Source organism: Gilliamella sp. LMG 34359, from assembly GCF_984569085.1.
This window is the reverse complement of record NZ_OZ474906.1, coordinates 3,374,465-3,394,059: the sequence shown is the minus strand read 5'-3', so window position 1 is coordinate 3,394,059 and position 19,595 is coordinate 3,374,465. Positions and strand designations below refer to the sequence as shown.

Annotated in this window: 13 protein-coding genes; 8 read left to right on the top strand and 5 right to left on the bottom strand. The window is 36.0% G+C overall.

What is annotated here, in order from left to right; all coding sequences use genetic code 11:
• Positions 1-16 precede the first annotated feature (16 nt).
• Together lptD and pcnB are read right to left on the bottom strand one after the other, a co-directional pair.
• Positions 17-2,398, bottom strand: a complete 2,382-nt coding sequence (gene lptD / locus AC5LXV_RS15480; protein ID WP_493466957.1) for an LPS assembly protein LptD — start codon at positions 2,396-2,398, stop codon at positions 17-19.
• Positions 2,399-2,473: 75 nt separating this feature from the next.
• Positions 2,474-3,775: a polynucleotide adenylyltransferase PcnB gene (pcnB, locus tag AC5LXV_RS15475; RefSeq protein WP_493466956.1), complete on the bottom strand. Its 1,302-nt coding sequence runs from the start codon at positions 3,773-3,775 to the stop codon at positions 2,474-2,476.
• A gap of 421 nt (positions 3,776-4,196) precedes the next feature.
• Between pcnB and oxyR the strand changes: the two genes are divergently transcribed.
• The 4 genes from oxyR (at position 4,197) to AC5LXV_RS15455 (ending at position 7,006) form a co-directional block, all read left to right on the top strand.
• Positions 4,197-5,126, top strand: coding sequence for a DNA-binding transcriptional regulator OxyR (gene oxyR / locus AC5LXV_RS15470; RefSeq protein ID WP_493445366.1), 930 nt, complete (start codon positions 4,197-4,199; stop codon positions 5,124-5,126).
• Positions 5,127-5,156: 30 nt separating this feature from the next.
• Positions 5,157-5,801, top strand: coding sequence for an HTH-type transcriptional repressor FabR (fabR, locus tag AC5LXV_RS15465; protein WP_110422652.1), 645 nt, complete (start codon positions 5,157-5,159; stop codon positions 5,799-5,801).
• A 160-nt stretch (positions 5,802-5,961) separates the two neighbouring features.
• Positions 5,962-6,336: an alpha/beta hydrolase gene (locus tag AC5LXV_RS15460; RefSeq protein ID WP_493466955.1), complete on the top strand. Its 375-nt coding sequence runs from the start codon at positions 5,962-5,964 to the stop codon at positions 6,334-6,336.
• Positions 6,299-7,006, top strand: a complete 708-nt coding sequence (locus AC5LXV_RS15455; RefSeq protein ID WP_493466954.1) for an alpha/beta hydrolase family protein — start codon at positions 6,299-6,301, stop codon at positions 7,004-7,006. Before AC5LXV_RS15460 ends, AC5LXV_RS15455 begins: the two co-directional genes overlap by 38 nt.
• A 61-nt stretch (positions 7,007-7,067) precedes the next feature.
• Here the strand turns inward: AC5LXV_RS15455 and pntB are convergent, their stop codons facing one another.
• A complete protein-coding gene (gene pntB, locus AC5LXV_RS15450; protein ID WP_493445364.1) occupies positions 7,068-8,456 on the bottom strand; it encodes a Re/Si-specific NAD(P)(+) transhydrogenase subunit beta in 1,389 nt (462 codons plus the stop codon).
• A gap of 15 nt (positions 8,457-8,471) precedes the next feature.
• The gene (pntA, locus tag AC5LXV_RS15445) at positions 8,472-10,004 is read right to left on the bottom strand and encodes a Re/Si-specific NAD(P)(+) transhydrogenase subunit alpha (RefSeq protein ID WP_110432634.1); all 1,533 of its coding nucleotides are present in this window, start codon (positions 10,002-10,004) and stop codon (positions 8,472-8,474) included.
• Between the two features lie 598 nt (positions 10,005-10,602).
• Here pntA and uriT point away from each other — a divergent pair.
• On the top strand, positions 10,603-11,994 hold the full coding sequence (gene uriT, locus AC5LXV_RS15440; protein WP_493466953.1) for a uridine transporter UriT: 1,392 nt from the start codon (positions 10,603-10,605) through the stop codon (positions 11,992-11,994).
• Positions 11,995-12,041: 47 nt separating this feature from the next.
• Here the strand turns inward: uriT and AC5LXV_RS15435 are convergent, their stop codons facing one another.
• Complete coding sequence (locus tag AC5LXV_RS15435) at positions 12,042-12,767, bottom strand: DUF4198 domain-containing protein (protein ID WP_493466952.1); 726 nt, start codon at positions 12,765-12,767, stop codon at positions 12,042-12,044.
• 296 nt (positions 12,768-13,063) lie between these two features.
• Between AC5LXV_RS15435 and mukF the strand changes: the two genes are divergently transcribed.
• From mukF to mukB, 3 genes are read left to right on the top strand one after another with little or no spacing between them, the layout of a single operon-like run.
• A complete protein-coding gene (gene mukF, locus AC5LXV_RS15430; RefSeq protein ID WP_493466951.1) occupies positions 13,064-14,386 on the top strand; it encodes a chromosome partition protein MukF in 1,323 nt (440 codons plus the stop codon).
• Between the two features lie 43 nt (positions 14,387-14,429).
• Positions 14,430-15,161 carry a chromosome partition protein MukE gene (gene mukE / locus AC5LXV_RS15425; protein WP_110432654.1) on the top strand — a complete coding sequence of 244 codons (732 nt, stop codon included), beginning with the start codon at positions 14,430-14,432 and terminating at the stop codon, positions 15,159-15,161.
• Positions 15,161-19,579 carry a chromosome partition protein MukB gene (gene mukB / locus AC5LXV_RS15420; RefSeq protein WP_493466950.1) on the top strand — a complete coding sequence of 1,473 codons (4,419 nt, stop codon included), beginning with the start codon at positions 15,161-15,163 and terminating at the stop codon, positions 19,577-19,579. The genes mukE and mukB overlap by 1 nt, the downstream gene beginning before the upstream one ends.
• Positions 19,580-19,595: the final 16 nt, after the last annotated feature.

Below are 19,595 nucleotides of genomic sequence, written 5' to 3'. Positions count from 1 at the left end.
AAATTTATTAGTACGTTTATTCAAATGTTGTTGTATAAGGTAATTTGCCAAAGTTTAACATCTTGGCCTTTGTATCTCGATTATTTCCTAATCCTTTAAGTTCAAAGATAATTGAAAGTTTATTTTTATATTTACTTATTTGTGCCATATTGTCCCAATCAATTAATTTACGACCATATTGTACGGTCACCCCCCAACAACAATCATTGTAATTTATGCCAATGAAACTATCTGAAATTTGCTTTCGTTTCATATCATAATAGTAAGAACCCACAGCACTAAATTTTTCAGATAGTGGCCAACTAGCCATAATTCCAGCTTGAGACAGATCTTGTTTATAACCTTTATATGCGGAGTATTTATATCTATCGTCTACCGTATCAATATAATCTCGATTAGCATAACGATAAGATAATTGGATTAATTTATCACTCGACGGTCGAAATTCAAACGTTGTATTGGCCAGTGAGATAGTATCGATACGCGTATCGTATTGAAGGCCACTGCGGAAAATAATATCATCACTAATTCGCCAGAAATTGTCGGTTGCCCAAGTAACACTACCGGTATCAGAATTTTTATCTAAATCATTATTATGATCACCCGTTTTCGATTTAGTGAAGTAAGTTATTTGTCCTATAGACATATTAAATTTTTCAATTTTATTACTGTCATAAAAACGTGTCGTGATACCACTGGCAAGTTTATTGGTCGATGCAATACGGTCTAAGCCACTATAAGTCTGATCTCTAAATAAACCAATATAATCAGCCTGTAAAAGTGTTGAATCATAACTTCTAATATTTGATTGATTGCGATAAGGAATATAAGTATATTTCACCCTTGGTTCAAGTGTTTGGCTATAACCATCAATTAAGTCGACATCTCTTTCAAAAATAACTTTACCATCAATATTAAATTTAGGTATAAAACGATTTACATTACGGTCTAATTTTATTCCTTGGCTTTCATGTTCCGTATTATATTTAAATATATTTTTCTGGTTGTAATGGGTTGCCATAAATCCTGTTTCAGCAGATAAATTTGCCCAAGAATTATTCGCAGTATAACTAACCGTTGGTTCAATATGGGCTCGCCAAGCTTCAGGTTCATTGTCTGTGGAATTAATAAAATGTGACAATTGAGAGAATGTCTTAAATTTTAATGGCCCTAGATCATAATTGTAGTAGTTGATATCTAATTGTGGCTGAGTCTGGTAAAGAATATCATAATGAAATGGTTGAAAGTGTTTGTAACCTAAAGCGATATCCCAATTTTCATCGTTATAAGCAACTTTATAATGCTGAGTTAAATATCCAGCTGTTTGAGAAGCATATTTAGAATTGAGATCGGTTAAATATTGGTTGTCACTCACTCGAGTCACATCAGCTATAAAACGCCAATTATAGTTAATTAACTCATCGTTTTTCCAATAGAATAACCATCGATTATGATTATTATCATATTTATTACCGTTGGTGGTTTTTTTCTTATCTTCACTGTATTGACTATCATGTTGTAACCAGTCAAAAGAGAAAGTCCCTAGCCCTAGTTGATTTAGGTAGCGAAATTCGGTTTGTAGTTGTACGCCACGATGTTGTAAGATTCTTGGTGTTATTGTTGCATCATAATTCGGGGCGATGTTCCAATAATAAGGTAATGAAAAATCTATACCATCGACGCTATCATAACCAAAATTAGGTATTAATAACCCTGAACGTCTTTTATTACCAGTTGGCATTTGTAAATAAGGCGAATAGAGAACAGGAACTTTTTCTATTCTAAATACCGCGTTCCAAATTTCTAATAATTGTTCTTCATTGTCATGGATAATGGTTGACCCTTTGATACTCCACGCATTATCACCTATTGGACAGGAAGTATAACTACCATTTTTAAGAATTATATAGCGATTCTTTTCAAGTTTAACTTCATCAGCGCTACCACGTCCAAGCTTATTAACTAAATGGTATTCACTTGGATTCATACTGGAATCATAATTATTAAGATTTATTAAGGCATGGTCACCTTTTGCTTGTATCAAATTATCTTGATAAGTGATATTGCCATCTAATATCGCCATTCGATTATTTGCATCATTAGAATCAATAGTTACTTTATCCGATAGAACAGAGCGATTACCTTGAGTAACATTGACATGACCCGTATAAGTCGCCAGATTGGTGCGAACTGTCTCAAATTCATCTGCTTCAGTATTAATTGGTAATTGATTGATATCTTCACGAACAATTGGTCGATCAAATCTTGGTGCATCAATAAGACACTGCGGATTGGTAGCGTCATTTGATGGTAAGCCTATTGCGTAACTTTGGTTGCTATAATTGTATAAGGAAAGTGTAACAGCTATAGCAATACGAGAAAGCGGTAATTTTTTCATTAATGATCTGAGTTTAATTATGATTATTTTATTTCAACATTATAGCGGTTATTTATAAAAGTGCGAATGAAAAAATTAGCGTTTAGTAAATCGCTTATTGGATTTACCAAGTTGTTTTACCATGGCAATTTTCCTTTCAGATGATACATGTTGAAATTCATCCCACCATTTAGCTAAATCTAAAAGTTCACCTTTTTCAACTGAAGCACGCATTTCTAATAAATCATAAGCTGCACGGAATTTTTGGTGTTCTAAAATGACAAAAGCACGTTTTCCTTCACGTTTTTTCATTCGCAATTGTAAGCGCCAAATATCACTCATTACTGCGGTTAAACGCTTTGGTATAGCAATGATGCGGCATTGCTCACTTAATATATCATTAATTGCCATTGAAAAAGAGTCATAATATTGCAAACCGCTTTCTATGCAGTTTAATTGCGTCTGTTCTATAATTGGGTACCAAAAAAATACAGCATATAAATAAGCAGGATTGACACGTTGCTCATTGGCTATTCGATAATCTGTATTTTTTAATACTTGAGCAATTATTTTTTCCACGTTTCCATTATGATTTTGTATAAATAAACGTTCAACCACAGGAAACAATTGCTCAAATAAGTTAAACTGTTTTAATAATATATAGGTATCGTAACCGTACCCTGATTGCAATAATTTTAACGATTCATCAAACAGACGTGCAGAAGGAATATTCTTTAACAATGGCGCAAGTTTTTTTATTGGTTCAGCAGTAGCAGGCTCAATGTTCATATTAAGTTTTGCCGCAAAACGGATTGTTCTTAACATCCGGACTGGATCTTCGCGATACCTTGTCTGTGGATCGCCTATTAATCGAATAATACCATTTTGCAAATCACTTAAGCCACCACAATAGTCACGAATAGTATAATCTTTAACATTATAATAAAGTGCATTCATCGTGAAATCACGACGAACAGCATCTTGTTCAATTGTCCCATAGACATTGTCACGCAATAACATCCCCGATTGTGAACGTTTTGAGATATTTTTTTGTTCACTTTGATCATCATGCTCTCCTCTAAAGGTAGCAACCTCGATTATCTCCTTACCAAACATAATATGCGCTAAACGAAAACGTCGACCAATTAAGCGACAATTACGGAAAATCTTTTGAACCTGTTCAGGCGTCGCATTGGTCGCAATATCGAAATCCTTAGGTGTTTTGCCTAAAAGAAGATCACGAATACAACCACCAACTAAGTAGGCTTCATAACCTTGTTTATTTAATCGATATAGTACTTTTAACGCATTTTCGCTTATATTTTTATGAGAAATATTATGCTCTTTACGTGAGATGGAAATATAGTGCGACTCTTGTCGTTCTTGGTGATGGAACATTTTACGATAAAAGCGAGAAACTTGTTTAAAAATAGCGCACCTCTATTGAATATGGTTATATAGGAATATGGTTATATAGTAATCTAGCGCGCGATTATATCCTAGTTTACTTTAATTTTCCATTTTTCTTAGAAAGGCTATAACATGTAGAATAGTGCGTTTTACATCGCAATCATTAAATATTCTGTTTGATTTTTTGAACATAACTATCAACAATAGTACTTTATATAGTACAATTAGCTAGATTAATTTAGAAAAATAAAACAATAAGATTTTAATCAATATGTTTTTAAATTTTGTTTTAAATGATTCATTAGTTTGATTGCACTTATTTATAAATTAATTTTAATAAAATAGTTAATATCTCTATTTTTTTTATTTCGCAAACATAACCTTTAACTGATAACTTATTGGGGACTCTATGAATATTCGTGATTTGGAATATTTTGTATCGTTAGCTGAATTTCGGCACTTTCGTAAAGCAGCTGATGCTTGTAATGTTAGTCAACCAACATTAAGTGGTCAAATTAGAAAGCTTGAAGATGAATTAGGTGTAATGTTACTTGAACGCACTAGTCGTAAAGTATTATTTACTCAAACAGGTATGATGCTTGTTGAGCAAGCTAAAGAGATTTTACGTAATATTCAGATATTAAAGGAGATGGCTAGCCGTCAAGGTGAAGAGATGTCCGGTCCTATGCATATTGGCTTAATCCCAACTATTGCACCTTACTTGCTACCACATGTCATTACCGTATTACATGAATCTTTTCCACAACTGGAACTTTATCTACATGAAGCACAAACCGCTAATATTGTTGCTCAACTTGAAAGTGGTAAATTGGATTGTGCCATTATCGCTCAAGTAAAAGAAACCGCACAATTTATTGAACTGCCATTATTTAATGAACCAATGTTTTTAGCGGTACCGGCAAATGATGAACTAGCCAGTAAACCAACGGTTAAACTTTCCAGTTTAAAAGGTCAAAAATTTTTAATGTTGGAAGATGGTCATTGTTTGCGTGAACATGCGATGGGGTATTGTTTTCAGGTAGGAATTGACGAAGATAAACAATTTAAAGCAACAAGTTTAGAAACATTGCGAAGTATGATATCAGCAGGACGTGGAATTACCTTATTTCCTGAATTAGCCGCTCCAAATGAACGTATTCGAGATAATATCTGTTATATTCCGTGTACTGATCCGGTTCCAACACGAAGTATAGCCCTAATTTATCGACCAGGTTCGCCTTTACGTGCGCGTTATGAAACAATTGCGAAAACCATTCGAGATCATATGCCAAAAGTATTTGCTGAAAAAGAACGATTATTAGGACAAACGAATAAATAATTTATATTTTTTATAGTGCTGAATTAAAAAATGAAAAATGTTAAAACCTGTGGAGTTAGAGCGCAGCAAAAAGAGAGAACGCGTCGAAGTTTAATTGATGCTGCGTTTAATCAACTTAACGCGGAACAAGGTTTTGCAAGTCTTAGTCTGCGTGAGGTTGCTCGTGAAGCGGGCATCGCGGCCACTTCCTTTTATCGACATTTTCGAGATATGGATGAGTTAGGTTTAGCGATGGTTGATGAAAGTGGCTTAACACTCCGGCAATTACTGCGCCAAGCCAGAAAGCGTATTGAAAAAGGTGGCAGTGTTCTTCGAACATCAGTAACGACATTCATTGAATTTATTGATAAAAATCCTAAAGTGTTCTTGCTATTGCTTAGAGAAAAAGCAGGAACATCTTCAGCATTCCGATCGGCAATTGCACGAGAAATTCAGCACTTTATTGTGGAGTTGGTCGATTATTTAGATAATGCTAATCAAATGCCACATCATTATAATGAAGCACAAGCGGAAGCCATGGTTACTATAGCTTTTAATGCCGGGGCAGAAGCTATTGATTTTGATATTATTCAACGGCAAAAATTAATTGAAGATCTTATTTTTCAACTTAGAATGGTTTCCCGAGGGGCTTATTACCTTTATCATAAAGAACAAGTAAAACTTGAAAAAAAATGATTTTTTCAAGTTGTTAATTTATTGCCGAATTTTAATTTAGAATTTAACTATAATAATTATTATAAATAAAGTTTATCACTTCACTTTATCATGGCTTTAAGCTATTTCTTATTATAATATTTCAAATTACTATAAAAAGAACCTTATTAAGTTGGATGTCATGGCTAAATTCCTTTTAGGATTAACGAACTTATTTATTATTCTATTTTTTCCTTTTATTTGTTCTGCATCAGAATATATTGGTTTTAAGCGAATTCACTATGATATCCAAGATGGCAGACCGCTTGATATTGTTGTTTGGTATCCTACTAACAATAACCATGGCGCTGTTACTATAGCTGAAAATGCTATTTTTTATGGTCATGATGTTACTCCTGATGCTGAACCGAAAATCAGTACGACTAAATATCCATTAGCTTTGCTTTCACATGGTTATGGTGGAAGTTGGCAAAATCTAAGTTGGCTTGCTAATGAACTAGCTTTAAAAGGTTATATTGTTGCGGCTCCCAACCCATCCAGGAACAACAATATTTGATCGTAATATTGAACAATCATCTAAACTATGGTTACGTCCACAAGATTTAAGTAAAACAATTGATGCTTTGATTGGCAATCAAACATTTTCCAATATTGTTAATTTTAATCAGATTGCCGCTATAGGGCATTCTATTGGAGGTAGGTCTGTAATAGCGCTTTCTGGCGCTAAATTTTCGACTAATTCCTTTAATCAGGATTGTAAGATACATTCATATTTGAAAGGGTGTCATTTGCTATCTGAACTTGGTTTAGCAAATTCAGAGCTGAATAAAAGTATGTTAGGCCCAAGAATAAAAGCTTTCATATCTTTAGATGCCGGTTTGACAAGAGGATTTACCATTGAAAGCTTGCAAGAAATTAAAATACCTTCTCTTATTATTGGTGCCGGCGTTGATCTAGATGATACAAATGCTCAACTTGAATCAGGCTACCTTCAACAATTTTTAGCAAAGTCATCTACCACTTATATTACTATTCCGGATGCAATGCATTTTAGTTTTATCCAAATGTGTAAAACTAATGCAATAGAGATATTAAACCAAGAAAAACAAGGTGAAGGAATTATTTGTAAAGATGGAGGAATTCGTCAGAGAAGTGAAATACATAGTGAAATTACTCATCTTGTAGTTAACTTTTTGTCAGATACATTTTCAAATAATAAAAATTAATGCTCAAAAAAAACTGCGACAAAAGTCGCAGTTCATTTAGCTATTTATAATAGTAAAATTATTATAAATTTTGTAACACTTTTTCAACACTATCTTTGGCATCGCCAAATAACATATAGCTATTTTCTTTAAAGAATAGTGGGTTTTGCACGCCAGCATAGCCGGTATTCATTGAACGTTTAGAAATAATGACTGTTTTGGCTTTCCATACTTCTAAAACAGGCATACCTGCGATAGGGCTATTTGGATCTTCTTCAGCTGCTGGGTTAACTGTATCGTTAGCACCAATTACCCAAACAACATCGGTATCCGGGAAGTCATCATTAATTTCATCCATCTCTAATACAATATCATAAGGGACTTTAGCTTCAGCTAATAATACGTTCATATGGCCAGGTAAACGTCCTGCGACTGGGTGAATACCAAAGCGAACTTCTATACCCATACCACGGAGTTTTTCTGTAATGTTACTTACAGCACCTTGAGCTTGAGCAACCGCCATACCATAACCAGGTACAATAATTACTGAGCGGGCTTCTTTTAAAGTTTGAGCAACTTCGGCTGGCTGCATTTCACGGTATTCACCTTGTTCTTCTTCTGAAGAGCTTGATGAACTACCGTCGCTACCAAAACCACCAGCAATTACGCTGATAAATGAACGATTCATTGCTTTACACATAATGTAAGAAAGAATTGCACCAGAAGAACCCACTAACGCACCAGTTACAATTAGAAGATCATTTTGTAACATAAAGCCTGCCGCTGCTGCCGCCCAACCAGAATAGGAATTAAGCATTGAGATAACAACAGGCATATCCGCACCACCAATTGATGCAACAAGGTGAAAACCAAACACTAGAGCAATAATTGTCATGATAAGTAAACTAATTAAGGCACCGGCGCCAGTTTCAACCTTGATAAATGTAAACATCAAGATAACTGATACAACTATTGCTGCTAAATTTAGATAGTGTTTATTTGGGAGAGATAATGGTTTTGAGCTAATTTTTCCATTTAACTTTCCAAAGGCTACAATTGATCCTGAGAAAGTAACTGCACCGATAAATACACCTACAAAAATTTCAACTAAATGAATTGTTACTTCATTCGCTGGAACCCCGTGTGGATCTAAAAAGCTGTTTATCCCAACAAGAACAGCAGCCATACCAACAAAACTGTGGAGTAGGGCAACGAGTTCTGGCATTTGAGTCATTTCTACTTTTTTAGCAAGGTAGAGACCAATAACTGCACCAATGATCATTGCAATGATGATCCAGTGAAGTCCGCCTTTTATACTTGCTACAGCAGCAATAAGTGCAATTGCCATACCAATCATGCCATAAATGTTCCCAGATTTGGCTGATTCTTGATTTGATAGTCCTCGCAAACTAAAGATAAAAAGAAGTGCAGCAATTACGTAAGCTGCTTGAATGATTCCTTGACTAAGCATTATCAATAATCTCCTTTACTTGCCACGTTGGAACATTTTTAGCATTCTTTGAGTAACAAAGAATCCACCAAAAATATTGATACTAGCAATTAAAATAGCAACAAAGGCAATTGCCGTAGTTAAGCCATTATCATCACCAACTTGTAGTATTGCACCAACTAATATAATACCAGATATCGCATTGGTAACTGACATTAGTGGTGTATGTAAAGAATGGGTAACATTCCATACCACGTAATAACCAACTACACATGATAATGCAAATACGGTGAAGTGTCCTAAGAAGCTTTCAGGTACTGAATTTGCTAGCCAGAAGTAAGCAATAATCAATAAAGCTAAAATGCCATATTTTTTGGCTGGTTGCATTGGCTTAGGTTCAGGTTTAGCAATAGGCTCAGCTGCTTTTTTCTGAGGTTGTGCAGAAACTTGAATTGGAGGCGCAGGCCATGTTATTTCTTTATCTTTAACTACGGTTACACCACGAATCACGACATCTTCAAAATTGATGTCGATGTTGCCATCTTTTTCTTTGGCCAATAGTTTTAATAAGTTAACAATGTTAGTTCCGTATAATTGCGATGCTTGAGCAGGCATACGGTTGGCTAAATCTGTGTAACCAACAATTTTAACATTATTATCTGTTTCAAATACTTCACCTGGTTTGGTTAATTCGCAGTTACCACCTGTTAAGGCTGCTAAATCAACAATAACACTACCTGGTTTCATTGATTCAACCATCTCTTTAGAGATAAGTTTTGGTGCAGGTTTACCTGGGATTAATGCCGTAGTGATAATGATATCAACATCTTTGGCTTGTTCTGCAAATAATGCCATTTCAGCTTCAATAAACGCAGCAGACATCTGTTTAGCATAACCATCACCAGAACCAGCTTCTTCTTCAAAATCTAATTCTAAGAAGTCAGCACCCATACTATTAATTTGTTCGGCAACTTCTGGGCGAGTATCAAAAGCACGAACAATCGCACCTAAGCTAACTGCCGCACCAATCGCCGCCAGACCAGCAACGCCAGCACCAATTACCAATACTTTTGCTGGTGGTACTTTACCAGCTGCGGTTACTTGTCCAGTAAAGAATCGACCAAATTGGTTAGCCGCTTCAATAACAGAGCGATAACCAGCAATGTTAGACATTGAGCTTAAAGCATCGAGTGATTGAGCTCGTGAAATACGAGGCACACAATCCATAGCCATTACAGTGATATTTTTAGTGGCAAGCTTTTCCAAAAGCTCTTTATGTTGAGCTGGATAAATATAACTAATGATTGATGAGCCCTCTTTCATTAAAGCGATTTCATCATCAGAAGGTGCATGAAATTTTAATATAAGATCATTTTGCCAAATATCTTTGGTGTTTTGAATTGTGGCTCCAGCATCAATAAAAGCTTGGTCTTCAAAATGAGCAGCATGTCCAGCACCTTGTTCTACTGAAACTGTAAATCCAAGTTTTAACAGTTGACCAACTGTTTGAGGCGTTGCTGCAACCCTAGCTTCATTGGCTAACCGTTCTTTTGGTATACCGATATGCATTGCGTTACATCCTTATGTTAAGAAAGATTATTCATAGCGTCGATTTTAGCACAAATTACCGTCAGTGCGAGTAGGTAATTTATTTTTTATTATCGAAATCTTAATATTAAATTTAATAATAAGTGGATTTTAAATCTGAAAATTGAAATTAGAATATTTCTTTTGTAATCAGTGTGAATAGTTTGTGTTAAAAGTGAACTATCTTAATAATCGTTAAGAACTCATCTGTTTGCCAAAAATGGGTTTTCTTCTATTTATAGCTAAATATTAATTTTATAGCTAAATATTAATTAGATTTGAACCCATTCAACTCGCGTGTAATTTATTGAACTAAATTTTCTTTTGTTAACCAATATGTTAACAATCTTAACTTCAGTTTTAATTAATACCGCATAGTCATAATTAAAAAGTTAACATCACTAATCTAGTAAAGCATATCAATATATCAATAAGCTGAGGTTGGTTTGCGTATAACAATATTGAAAATATTGATGTTTTAAATATATCAATTGGATATAAATAGCAAAGCATCTTATTTGTATATAGTCATTACTAGAGTTCAAATGTAGATCAATAAAAATATTTAATGAGGTAAAATATGGCAGATTTAAGCCAGAAAAAAAATAAAATCTTGGCTTTAATGGTCGCTTTACTAGCAGCATGTGTTGCTTTCCAACTCAATGCCAGTATGTTAAGCCCTGTATTAGTAACTATAGCAAAAGAGTTAGGAACTAATGATGCGGCTGTTGGGTTATCACAAACCGCTTTTTTTACAGCAGCTGCACTATTTTCACTATTTTTACCTCGATTGAGTGATATAAAAGGACGAAAAAAAGTATTAACCGGCATGTTACTTATAATGACATTAGGTACTGTGTTAGCTGCTATTGCGCCTAATATAGAAGTTTTATATGTCGCACGCATTATTCAAGGGGTATCGGGACCAGTAGTACCATTATGTTTATTAATGTTAAGTTTTGAAGTAAAAGATGTTAAACATTATGGCATGTTAATGGGAATAATAACCGCCGTAAATGGTGGCATTGCTGGGGTTGATGCTATCGCAGGTGGTTTACTTGCTACGTATTTCGGTTTTCGGTCTGTATTTTGGGTTATTGCTATTGTAGCCGCAATTTCCACTTTTTTGGTTCATCGTTTTGCCTCCGAATCTAAACCATCGGCAGGCACTAAAATGGATTGGTTAGGTGTCTTACTCATTGTTCTAACTATAGCTGCGTTATTACTTGCTCTTAACGAAGCGGGTAAACTAAGTAATGCAAATTGGTTGATTGTTATAGGGTTAACACTGTTTGCTATTATATGTTTTATACTATTTTGGCAGGTTGAAAAAACAAATAAACAACCTTTAGTTACCACCCACCATTTGAAAAAACGCGCTACTTGGGCTTTGTTATTAACTACCACATTAACCATGACCGGCATTTTTGCTATTGTTAATGGTTTAGTAATGTCAATTGCACAAAATCATGAGATTGGCTTTGGACTTGAAGCTGATTGGGCCTCATTAATTTTTCTCACACCTTATGCTTTAATCGGTTGGTTTGTAGGACCATTTTCAGGAAGATTGGCACCAACCATGGGGTATAACCAAGTGCTCAAATTTGGTTTAGTCGGTTGTATTATTGGTATTTTGATTATTATGTTTTATGGCATTCACTCTTTACCTATTTTATCGCTAGGCGTTATTCTACTTGGTATTTTTTATGCAGGCATGGCCAATATCATTTTAAATGGATTAGGCGTAGTTTTATCACCTAAAGAGAATCCTGGATTCTTACCCGGTATGAATGCGGGGGCGTTTAATTTAGGTGCCGGATTGAGTTTTGCCTTATTGCCAGCAATTCAAATGCTAAATGGTAACTCAGTTGATGGTTACTTCAATGGCATATTCTTGGGATTAGTCATTACGGTGTTAGCTTTGCTTACTAGCTTCCTAATACCGCGTCCGCTCAATGCTGAAGTTCAGTAAGAAAATTTATAAAAAACGGGACTATTATCCCGTTTTTTATAGCTAACTTAATCTTCTTCAGGAATTAGGGTAAAAACTAGAGTGGTAAAGAATTTATCTTGTGTCGCTAGTTGGTTATCTTTAAGCGGAAAACCAATTTCAACACCAATAACATTTAGACCTTGATTTGGCACTATAATAGTAGCTTGGCCTTTATCATCAGTTTTCACTGTTTTATCTAAGTTATTAACCACATCAACAATAACCGCAGTGTTGGTCAACGGTTTTCCATCTTTATAAACAGTAATTGGTAAACTATCACCACGCTTCAATTTTGTTGGATCAACAGAAGGCACAATTTGCAGCGGAATATCTTGTATCATTTTAGGTTGCTTAACGGATGATAAATAGTTAACACTATATTTTATGGCGTGCGTGCCATTATTAGCTCCTTTAACTTCATTCATCGGTAAATTGACATATTTACCTTCCGAATTCTTAGTCCAATAACCATAATCGAAATCAACTGTTACAACCGCAGTTTCATTGGCTGCTTCAATAGTTACAAAGTTATTATGTACTTTTTTAGAAACAGGCAGTACTGACCAATCACCATTATAAGCTTTAACTTGTTTAACGCTTTCAGGATGATAACCATTGTCTAATGGCCCTTCACCTAAAACAATCTGTTTTTGATCGACTCGATTAGCTATCCATATACCATGTGCTGTTACGGATTGTGAAACTAAACCAATTAAAGTCCCCGATAAAACGGATAACAATACTTTACGCATAGATACCTCTATTTTTTAAATGAAAATGATAATCATTATTGTTTTTATATTTATAGAAGTCAATGCAAATATAGAGGTAATTGGATAATAATTAGGCCGTTTTTATCATAGTAACAGCCGTATTTGTGGAAATTAAGTTTTGATTATCACATCTAATAATAAATCCTAAAGTTGGCTATTTTTAACTAATGGGATTTGTTATATAATCGAAATAATTTTGTCCACAACACAATATATTGTGTTTCTCATATTATTTGAGATGTCGTTATGCTAGACATCTTTATTAAGGAATCACTATGATCGATTTTTCCCAATCAGTGCCAGAACTGGTCTCTTGGGCAAAAAAGAATGATTTTTCGATTGCTTTACCAGTTGAGCGATTGGCCTTTTTATTAGCGATTGCTGTATTAAATAGTGAACGCTTTGATGGCGAAATGACTGAATCTGAATTGATTGATGGTTTTAGATTTGTTTCACAAATCTTTGAGCAAAGCGAAGATACTATTGCTGTTCGTGCTAACAATGCTATTAATGATTTAGTGCGTCAACGCTTGATAACTCGCTTTGCTAGCGAAATGACGGATGGTTATTCTATTTATCGGCTGACACCTCTGGGAATCGGTATTTCTGATTACTATATTCGTCAACGAGAATTTTCAACCTTACGCTTATCTATCCAGCTCTCTATTGTTGCTCAAGAATTAAAACGAGCAGCAGATGCAGCGCTTGAAGGTGGTGATGATTTACATTGGCATCGTAATGTTTTTGCCCCCTTAAAATACTCAGTTGCTGAAATCTTTGACAGTATCGATATCACACAACGAGTGATGGATGAGCAACAAACTGAAGTAAAACAGAATATCTCCGCGTTATTAAGCCAAGATTGGCAAGCAGCCATTAGTAGTTGTGAAGGTTTACTTACTGAAACATCGCAAACATTGCGTGAATTGCAAGACACATTGGCAGCTGCGGGTGATAAATTACAAGCAAGTTTGCTTTTGATACAAGATGCCACATTAGATAATCCTGATCTGGATAAAATTAACAATATAGTGCTTGATCTGCAAGGAAAGCTCGATCGAATTATTGGCTGGGGACAAAAAGCAATCGATCTATGGATAGGTTATGATAGACATATTCATAAGTTTATCCGTACCGCAATTGACTTAGATAAGAATCGCGTGTTCTCACAACGCTTACGCAAATCGATTCAAGGTTATTTTGACTCACCATGGGCACTGACTTTTGCAAACGCTGAACGTTTGCTTGATATGCGTGATGAGGAATTAGCACTGCATGAAGCAGAAGTGACGGGTGAGTTACCATCGGAGCTTGAATTTGAAATGATGCAAGAAATTCAAGAACATATTATTGCACACATTGAACAAAATTTATCAGTCTTCAAACAGGAAAACAAACCACTTGATATGAGTATTGCTATTCATAGTTATTTAGCTCAATTCCCACAAGAACAACATTTTGATATTGCTAGATTGTTTATTGATCAGGCTATTCGATTAGGTGTTGCCGAAAGTGATTTACTTGGTATTCCTGCCGAATGGAAACCTATTAACGATTATGGAGCTAAGGTACAAGCACATGTCATCAACAGATACTAAAGATTTAGAAATAGAACAAACCGCTCATCATCTTGATAAAGTTATGGGACGTATTGCAAGCAGTTCTCAAGCGTCAATTGATAAATATATGCCTGTTAAATTGGCTCAAGCTATCGCTAACCGGCTCTTTCCTGAGCTTGATAGTCAACTAAGATCCGGTCGTCATATTGGCATCGATGAGCTTGATAATCATGCTTTTTTAATGGATTTTCAACTAGAGCTTGAGCAATTTTATCAACGTTACAATGTTGAACTTATTCGTGCGCCAGAAGGATTTTTCTATCTTCGTCCGCGTTCAACCACGCTAATTCCACGTTCGGTATTATCTGAACTGGATATGTTAGTCGGTAAAGTATTATGTTATCTCTACCTAAGTCCAGAACGATTAGTTCATGAGGGTATATTTACCTTACAAGAACTCTTTGAAGAACTTGTGTCATTAGCTGATGAAAGTAAATTATTGAAAATAGTCAATCAGCGCTCTACAGGTTCTGACTTAGATCGCCAAAAATTATTTGATAAAGTCAAAACCTCACTCAATCGACTACGTCGCCTCGGTATGATCTTTTTTATTGTCGGTAATGATAGTAGTCGTTTTCGGATTAATGAATCAATTTTCCGCTTTGGCGCTGATGTGCGGAGCAGTGATGATGCTCAAGAGGCGCAATTACGCCTGATTCGCGATGGTGAAGCGATTAAAATTGAATCATCACTGATGTTAAATGATGATAATGGTGAAGAACAAGATGAAGATGTTAATGAGGAGATTGAATAATGATGAGACACGGTAAATTTCACTCATTAACCTTAATTAACTGGAATGGTTTTTTTGCTCGAACGTTTGAGCTCGATCAGCTGGTAACAACCCTATCGGGTGGTAATGGTGCCGGTAAATCAACCACTATGGCCGCATTTGTCACAGCATTAATTCCAGATTTAACTTTATTACATTTTAGAAATACTACTGAAGCAGGAGCAACCTCGGGTTCACGCGATAAAGGTTTACACGGTAAGTTAAAACCGGGCGTGTGTTACTCCATGTTAGATGTCATCAACTCTCGAAATCAACGGATTATTTGTGGTGTGCGTTTACAGCAAGTTGCCGGTCGTGATAAAAAGGTTGATATTAAACCTTTCTTAATTCAAGGCTTACCTGTCAGTATTCGCCCGACTGAATTAGTGACTGAACGCTTAAATGACAAACAAGCTCGAATTTTATCTTTACCAGAGTTAAAAGATAAAATTGAAACAACGGAAGGCGCTATTTTTAAACAATTTAACTCTATCACTGATTACCATTCAGTGATGTTTGATTTTGGCGTATTACCTAAACGTTTGCGTTCTTCATCAGATCGCAGTAAATATTATCGTCTGATTGAGGCTTCACTTTACGGTGGGATTTCCAGCGCCATTACGCGTTCATTACGTGATTATCTATTACCAGAAAATAGTGGCGTTAGAAAAGCATTCCAAGATATGGAAGCCGCCCTACGTGAAAATCGCATGACACTGGAAGCTATTCGTGTCACACAATCCGATCGTGATTTATTCAAACACCTAATTACTGAATCGACCAACTATGTTGCGGCTGATTATATGCGTCATGCTAATGAGCGTCGGGTTCATATCGAATCGGTCTTAGGACTACGTCGCGATATGTTTAAAACCCAAGAACAGCTTATCAGTAATCAGTACCGCCAAGTTGAAATGGCCAAAGAGCTGAAAGAATATCAAGATGTGCAAGGGGATTTAGAGACCGATCTTCAAGCGGCGAATGATCATCTTAATTTGGTGCAAACTGCTCTACGTCAACAAGAAAAAATTGACCGCTATCAAGCAGATTTAGATGAGCTCAACGTTAAACTTGAAGAGCAAAATGAAGTCGTAATTGAAGCAAATGAACAGCATCAAACCTATCGCGATCGGGTTGAGCAAACCGAACAAGAAGTTGATGAGATAAAAACGCAATTAGCTGATTATCAACAAGCTTTGGATGTACAACAAACACGCGCTATTCAATATCAGCAAGCAATTCAAGCGTTAAAAAATGCCCAACAATTATGTCAATTACCTAACTTAACTATCAATAATGTTGAAGATCACTATGAAGTTTTTGAAGAAAAACAAAAAGAGATTACTGAACAATTATTAGAGTTGGAACAAAGAGTTAGTGTTTCTGATGCGGCAATTAGTCAATTCGATAGAGCCTATAAACTGGTGGTTAAATTGGTTGGTGATGTGCTGCGAAGCGATGCATGGCATGCCGCAAGAGAAGCCTTAAAGCAGTGGCCTTCTCAATGTTATCAAGCTGAGCAAGCTGAACATCTACAACAACAATTAGAAGAATTAGAGCAACGCTTTTTTGAACAAAAAGAAGCTGAATCATTACTAACTCAATTCTGTAAGCGCCTTGGTCGTCAACTCAATTATGATGAACTAGATGAATTTAAACAAGAACTTGAAGTTCAATTGGATCAAAATGCTGAACTTGCTAATGAATCAAGTGAAAAACGGATTGAATTTAGACAAGAACTTGAGCAAATCCAAACTAAAATTAGTGAATATCGGCAAAAAGCACCATTATGGTTAAAAGCTCAAGATGCCCTTATTGCATTACAAGAGCAGACAGAACAGACCTTTACTAATAGTCAATCTGTTACTCAGCATTTACAACAACTGCTTGAACAAGAGCGCACGCTTGTTACTCAACGTGACCAAATAAATTTCAAACGCAATCAACTTGATACACAAATAGAGCAACTTAATCAACCAAGTGGAGTTGATGATAGTCGTTTATCGGCTTTAGCCGAACGATTCAATGGTGTATTACTTTCTGAAATTTATGAAGATGTCACCATTGATGATGCGCCTTACTTTTCCGCATTATATGGCCCATCAAGACAAGCCATTGTGGTACCGGATTTATCGTTAGTTAAAGCACAACTTGAAAGTCTGACCAGTAGTGAAGAAGACTATCCGGAAGATATCTATTTTATCGAAGGTGATCCATCCTCATTTGATGATAGCGTATTTGATTGTGAAGAGATGGATAAATCTGTTCTGGTTAAAACCGGTGATCGCCAATGGCGCTTCTCAAGTTTCCCTAAAGTGCCATTATTTGGACGCGCTGCCCGTGAAATTCATCTGGAAAAATTATCGGCAGAACGTGATGAACTACATGAAAATTATGCAACGATTTCGTTTGATCTGCAAAAATTGCAACGTATTGAGCAAAATGTTGGCCAGTTTATTGGTGAATACCTATCAGTAGCGTTTGATATTGATCCCGAAGCTGAAGCGCAAAAACTAACAACCAGACGTAATGAAATCGAACGGCAATTATTGTCGCAAGAAAGTATTGATAAACAAAACCAACAACAGGTGGCAAATTGTAAAGAGCAGTTAGCTACGGTCAATCGATTGGTTGCTCAGATGCATCTATTAGCTGATGATGACTTAGCTGATCGGGTTGATGATTTACGCGAACAAGTCATTGAAGCGCAAGAAGCTGCGCAATATGTTAACCGTAATCGTGATACTATTTCAGAATTAGAACCGCTTATTGCTGTGTTGCAAAGTGACCCAGAGCAAAATGAGTCACTGCGTGAGCAATATAGCATTATCAAGAATCAACAGCAGACTATTCGTCAACAAGTTTTTGCCCTAACTGAAGTCATGCAGCGCCGTGCACATTTTAGTTATGAAGATTCGGCAGGTATGCTAAATGAAAATAGTGATCTAAATGAAAAACTACGTTCTCGGCTCGAAGTGGTGGAAGCACAACGCAATGAAGCACGTAGTCAGATGCAGCAGTACCAAGATAAATATAATCAATATAACCAAACGCTAGCATCGCTTAAAAGTGCATATGAAACTAAACGCGATATGCTTAATGAGCTACACAAAGAGATTGAACAAATTGGTGTTAAAGCCGATGCCGTGACCGAAGAGCGCGCACGCATTCGCCGAGATGAAATTCATCAAAAACTTAATACTAATCGTCAGCAATGTACATCATTTGAAAAACAATTGATTATGTGTGAAAGCGAAATGACCCAAATGCAAAAACGTTTAACACAAACACTACGTGATTATAAACAGTTACGTGAACAAGTTGTGGACGCGAAAGCTGCGTGGTGCTTAGTTTTACGATTAGTCAAAGAAAATAGTGTTGAACGAAGATTACATCGTCGCGAATTAGCTTATTTAAGCGCTGATGAATTGCGCTCAATGTCAGATAAGGCGCTCGGTTCATTACGTTTAGCGGTAAATGATAATGAACATTTACGTGATGCGTTACGCTTATCAGAAGATCCGAAACGACCAGAAAGTAAAGTTCAATTTTATATTGCGGTTTATAAACATCTTCGTGAACGAATCCGTCAGGATATTGTTAAAACTGATGATCCAATTGAGGCTATTGAGCAAATGGAAATTGAGTTATCTCGATTAACTGAGGAACTCACTGCACGCGAACAGCAATTGGCAATTAGCTCAAAAAGTGTGGCTAACATTATTCGTAAAACCATTCAACGTGAGCAAAACCGTATCCGTATGCTCAACCAAGGCCTACAGCAGGTGGCATTTGGTCAGGTTAATGGGGTGCGTCTAAATGTCAGTATCCGAGAAGCTCACTCTTCATTACTAGCAGCCTTAGCTGAGGAACAAAATGAGCATCAAGATCTGTTTAGTAATAATCGTATTACCTTCTCAGAAGCATTAGCTAAACTCTATCAACGCTTAAATCCACATATCGATATGGGACAACGCACAGCGCAAAATATTGGTGAAGAGTTGCTCGATTATCGAAACTATTTAGAGATGGATGTTGAGGTTAATCGTGGCGCTGATGGTTGGTTACGCGCTGAAAGTGGTGCATTATCAACCGGTGAAGCGATTGGTACGGGGATGTCCATTCTATTAATGGTTATTCAAAGTTGGGAAGAAGAGTCTAAACGTCTGCGCAATAAGGATATTTCACCATGTCGCTTATTATTCTTAGATGAAGCAGCACGTCTGGATGCTAAATCGATTGCGACGCTCTTTGAGCTTTGTGAACGATTAGAAATGCAACTTATTATCGCCGCTCCAGAAAATATCAGCCCGGAAAAAGGCACCACCTATAAATTAGTGCGTAAAGTGATTAACAACCAAGAACACGTACATGTTGTTGGCTTGAAAGGCTTTGCTTAGTCACTACTAACTAAAT

What these genes read in the sequence shown, in the direction of transcription:
- mukB (WP_493466950.1), top strand. Translation starts at nt 15,161, where the DNA reads ATGATGAGACACGGTAAATTTCACTCATTAACCTTAATTAACTGGAAT.
- oxyR (WP_493445366.1), top strand. Translation starts at nt 4,197, where the DNA reads ATGAATATTCGTGATTTGGAATATTTTGTATCGTTAGCTGAATTTCGG.
- lptD (WP_493466957.1), bottom strand. Translation starts at nt 2,398, where the DNA reads ATGAAAAAATTACCGCTTTCTCGTATTGCTATAGCTGTTACACTTTCC.
- AC5LXV_RS15435 (WP_493466952.1), bottom strand. Translation starts at nt 12,767, where the DNA reads ATGCGTAAAGTATTGTTATCCGTTTTATCGGGGACTTTAATTGGTTTA.
- mukF (WP_493466951.1), top strand. Translation starts at nt 13,064, where the DNA reads ATGATCGATTTTTCCCAATCAGTGCCAGAACTGGTCTCTTGGGCAAAA.
- pcnB (WP_493466956.1), bottom strand. Translation starts at nt 3,775, where the DNA reads ATGTTCCATCACCAAGAACGACAAGAGTCGCACTATATTTCCATCTCA.
- fabR (WP_110422652.1), top strand. Translation starts at nt 5,157, where the DNA reads ATGAAAAATGTTAAAACCTGTGGAGTTAGAGCGCAGCAAAAAGAGAGA.
- pntB (WP_493445364.1), bottom strand. Translation starts at nt 8,456, where the DNA reads ATGCTTAGTCAAGGAATCATTCAAGCAGCTTACGTAATTGCTGCACTT.
- AC5LXV_RS15460 (WP_493466955.1), top strand. Translation starts at nt 5,962, where the DNA reads ATGGCTAAATTCCTTTTAGGATTAACGAACTTATTTATTATTCTATTT.
- pntA (WP_110432634.1), bottom strand. Translation starts at nt 10,004, where the DNA reads ATGCATATCGGTATACCAAAAGAACGGTTAGCCAATGAAGCTAGGGTT.
- uriT (WP_493466953.1), top strand. Translation starts at nt 10,603, where the DNA reads ATGGCAGATTTAAGCCAGAAAAAAAATAAAATCTTGGCTTTAATGGTC.
- mukE (WP_110432654.1), top strand. Translation starts at nt 14,430, where the DNA reads ATGGGACGTATTGCAAGCAGTTCTCAAGCGTCAATTGATAAATATATG.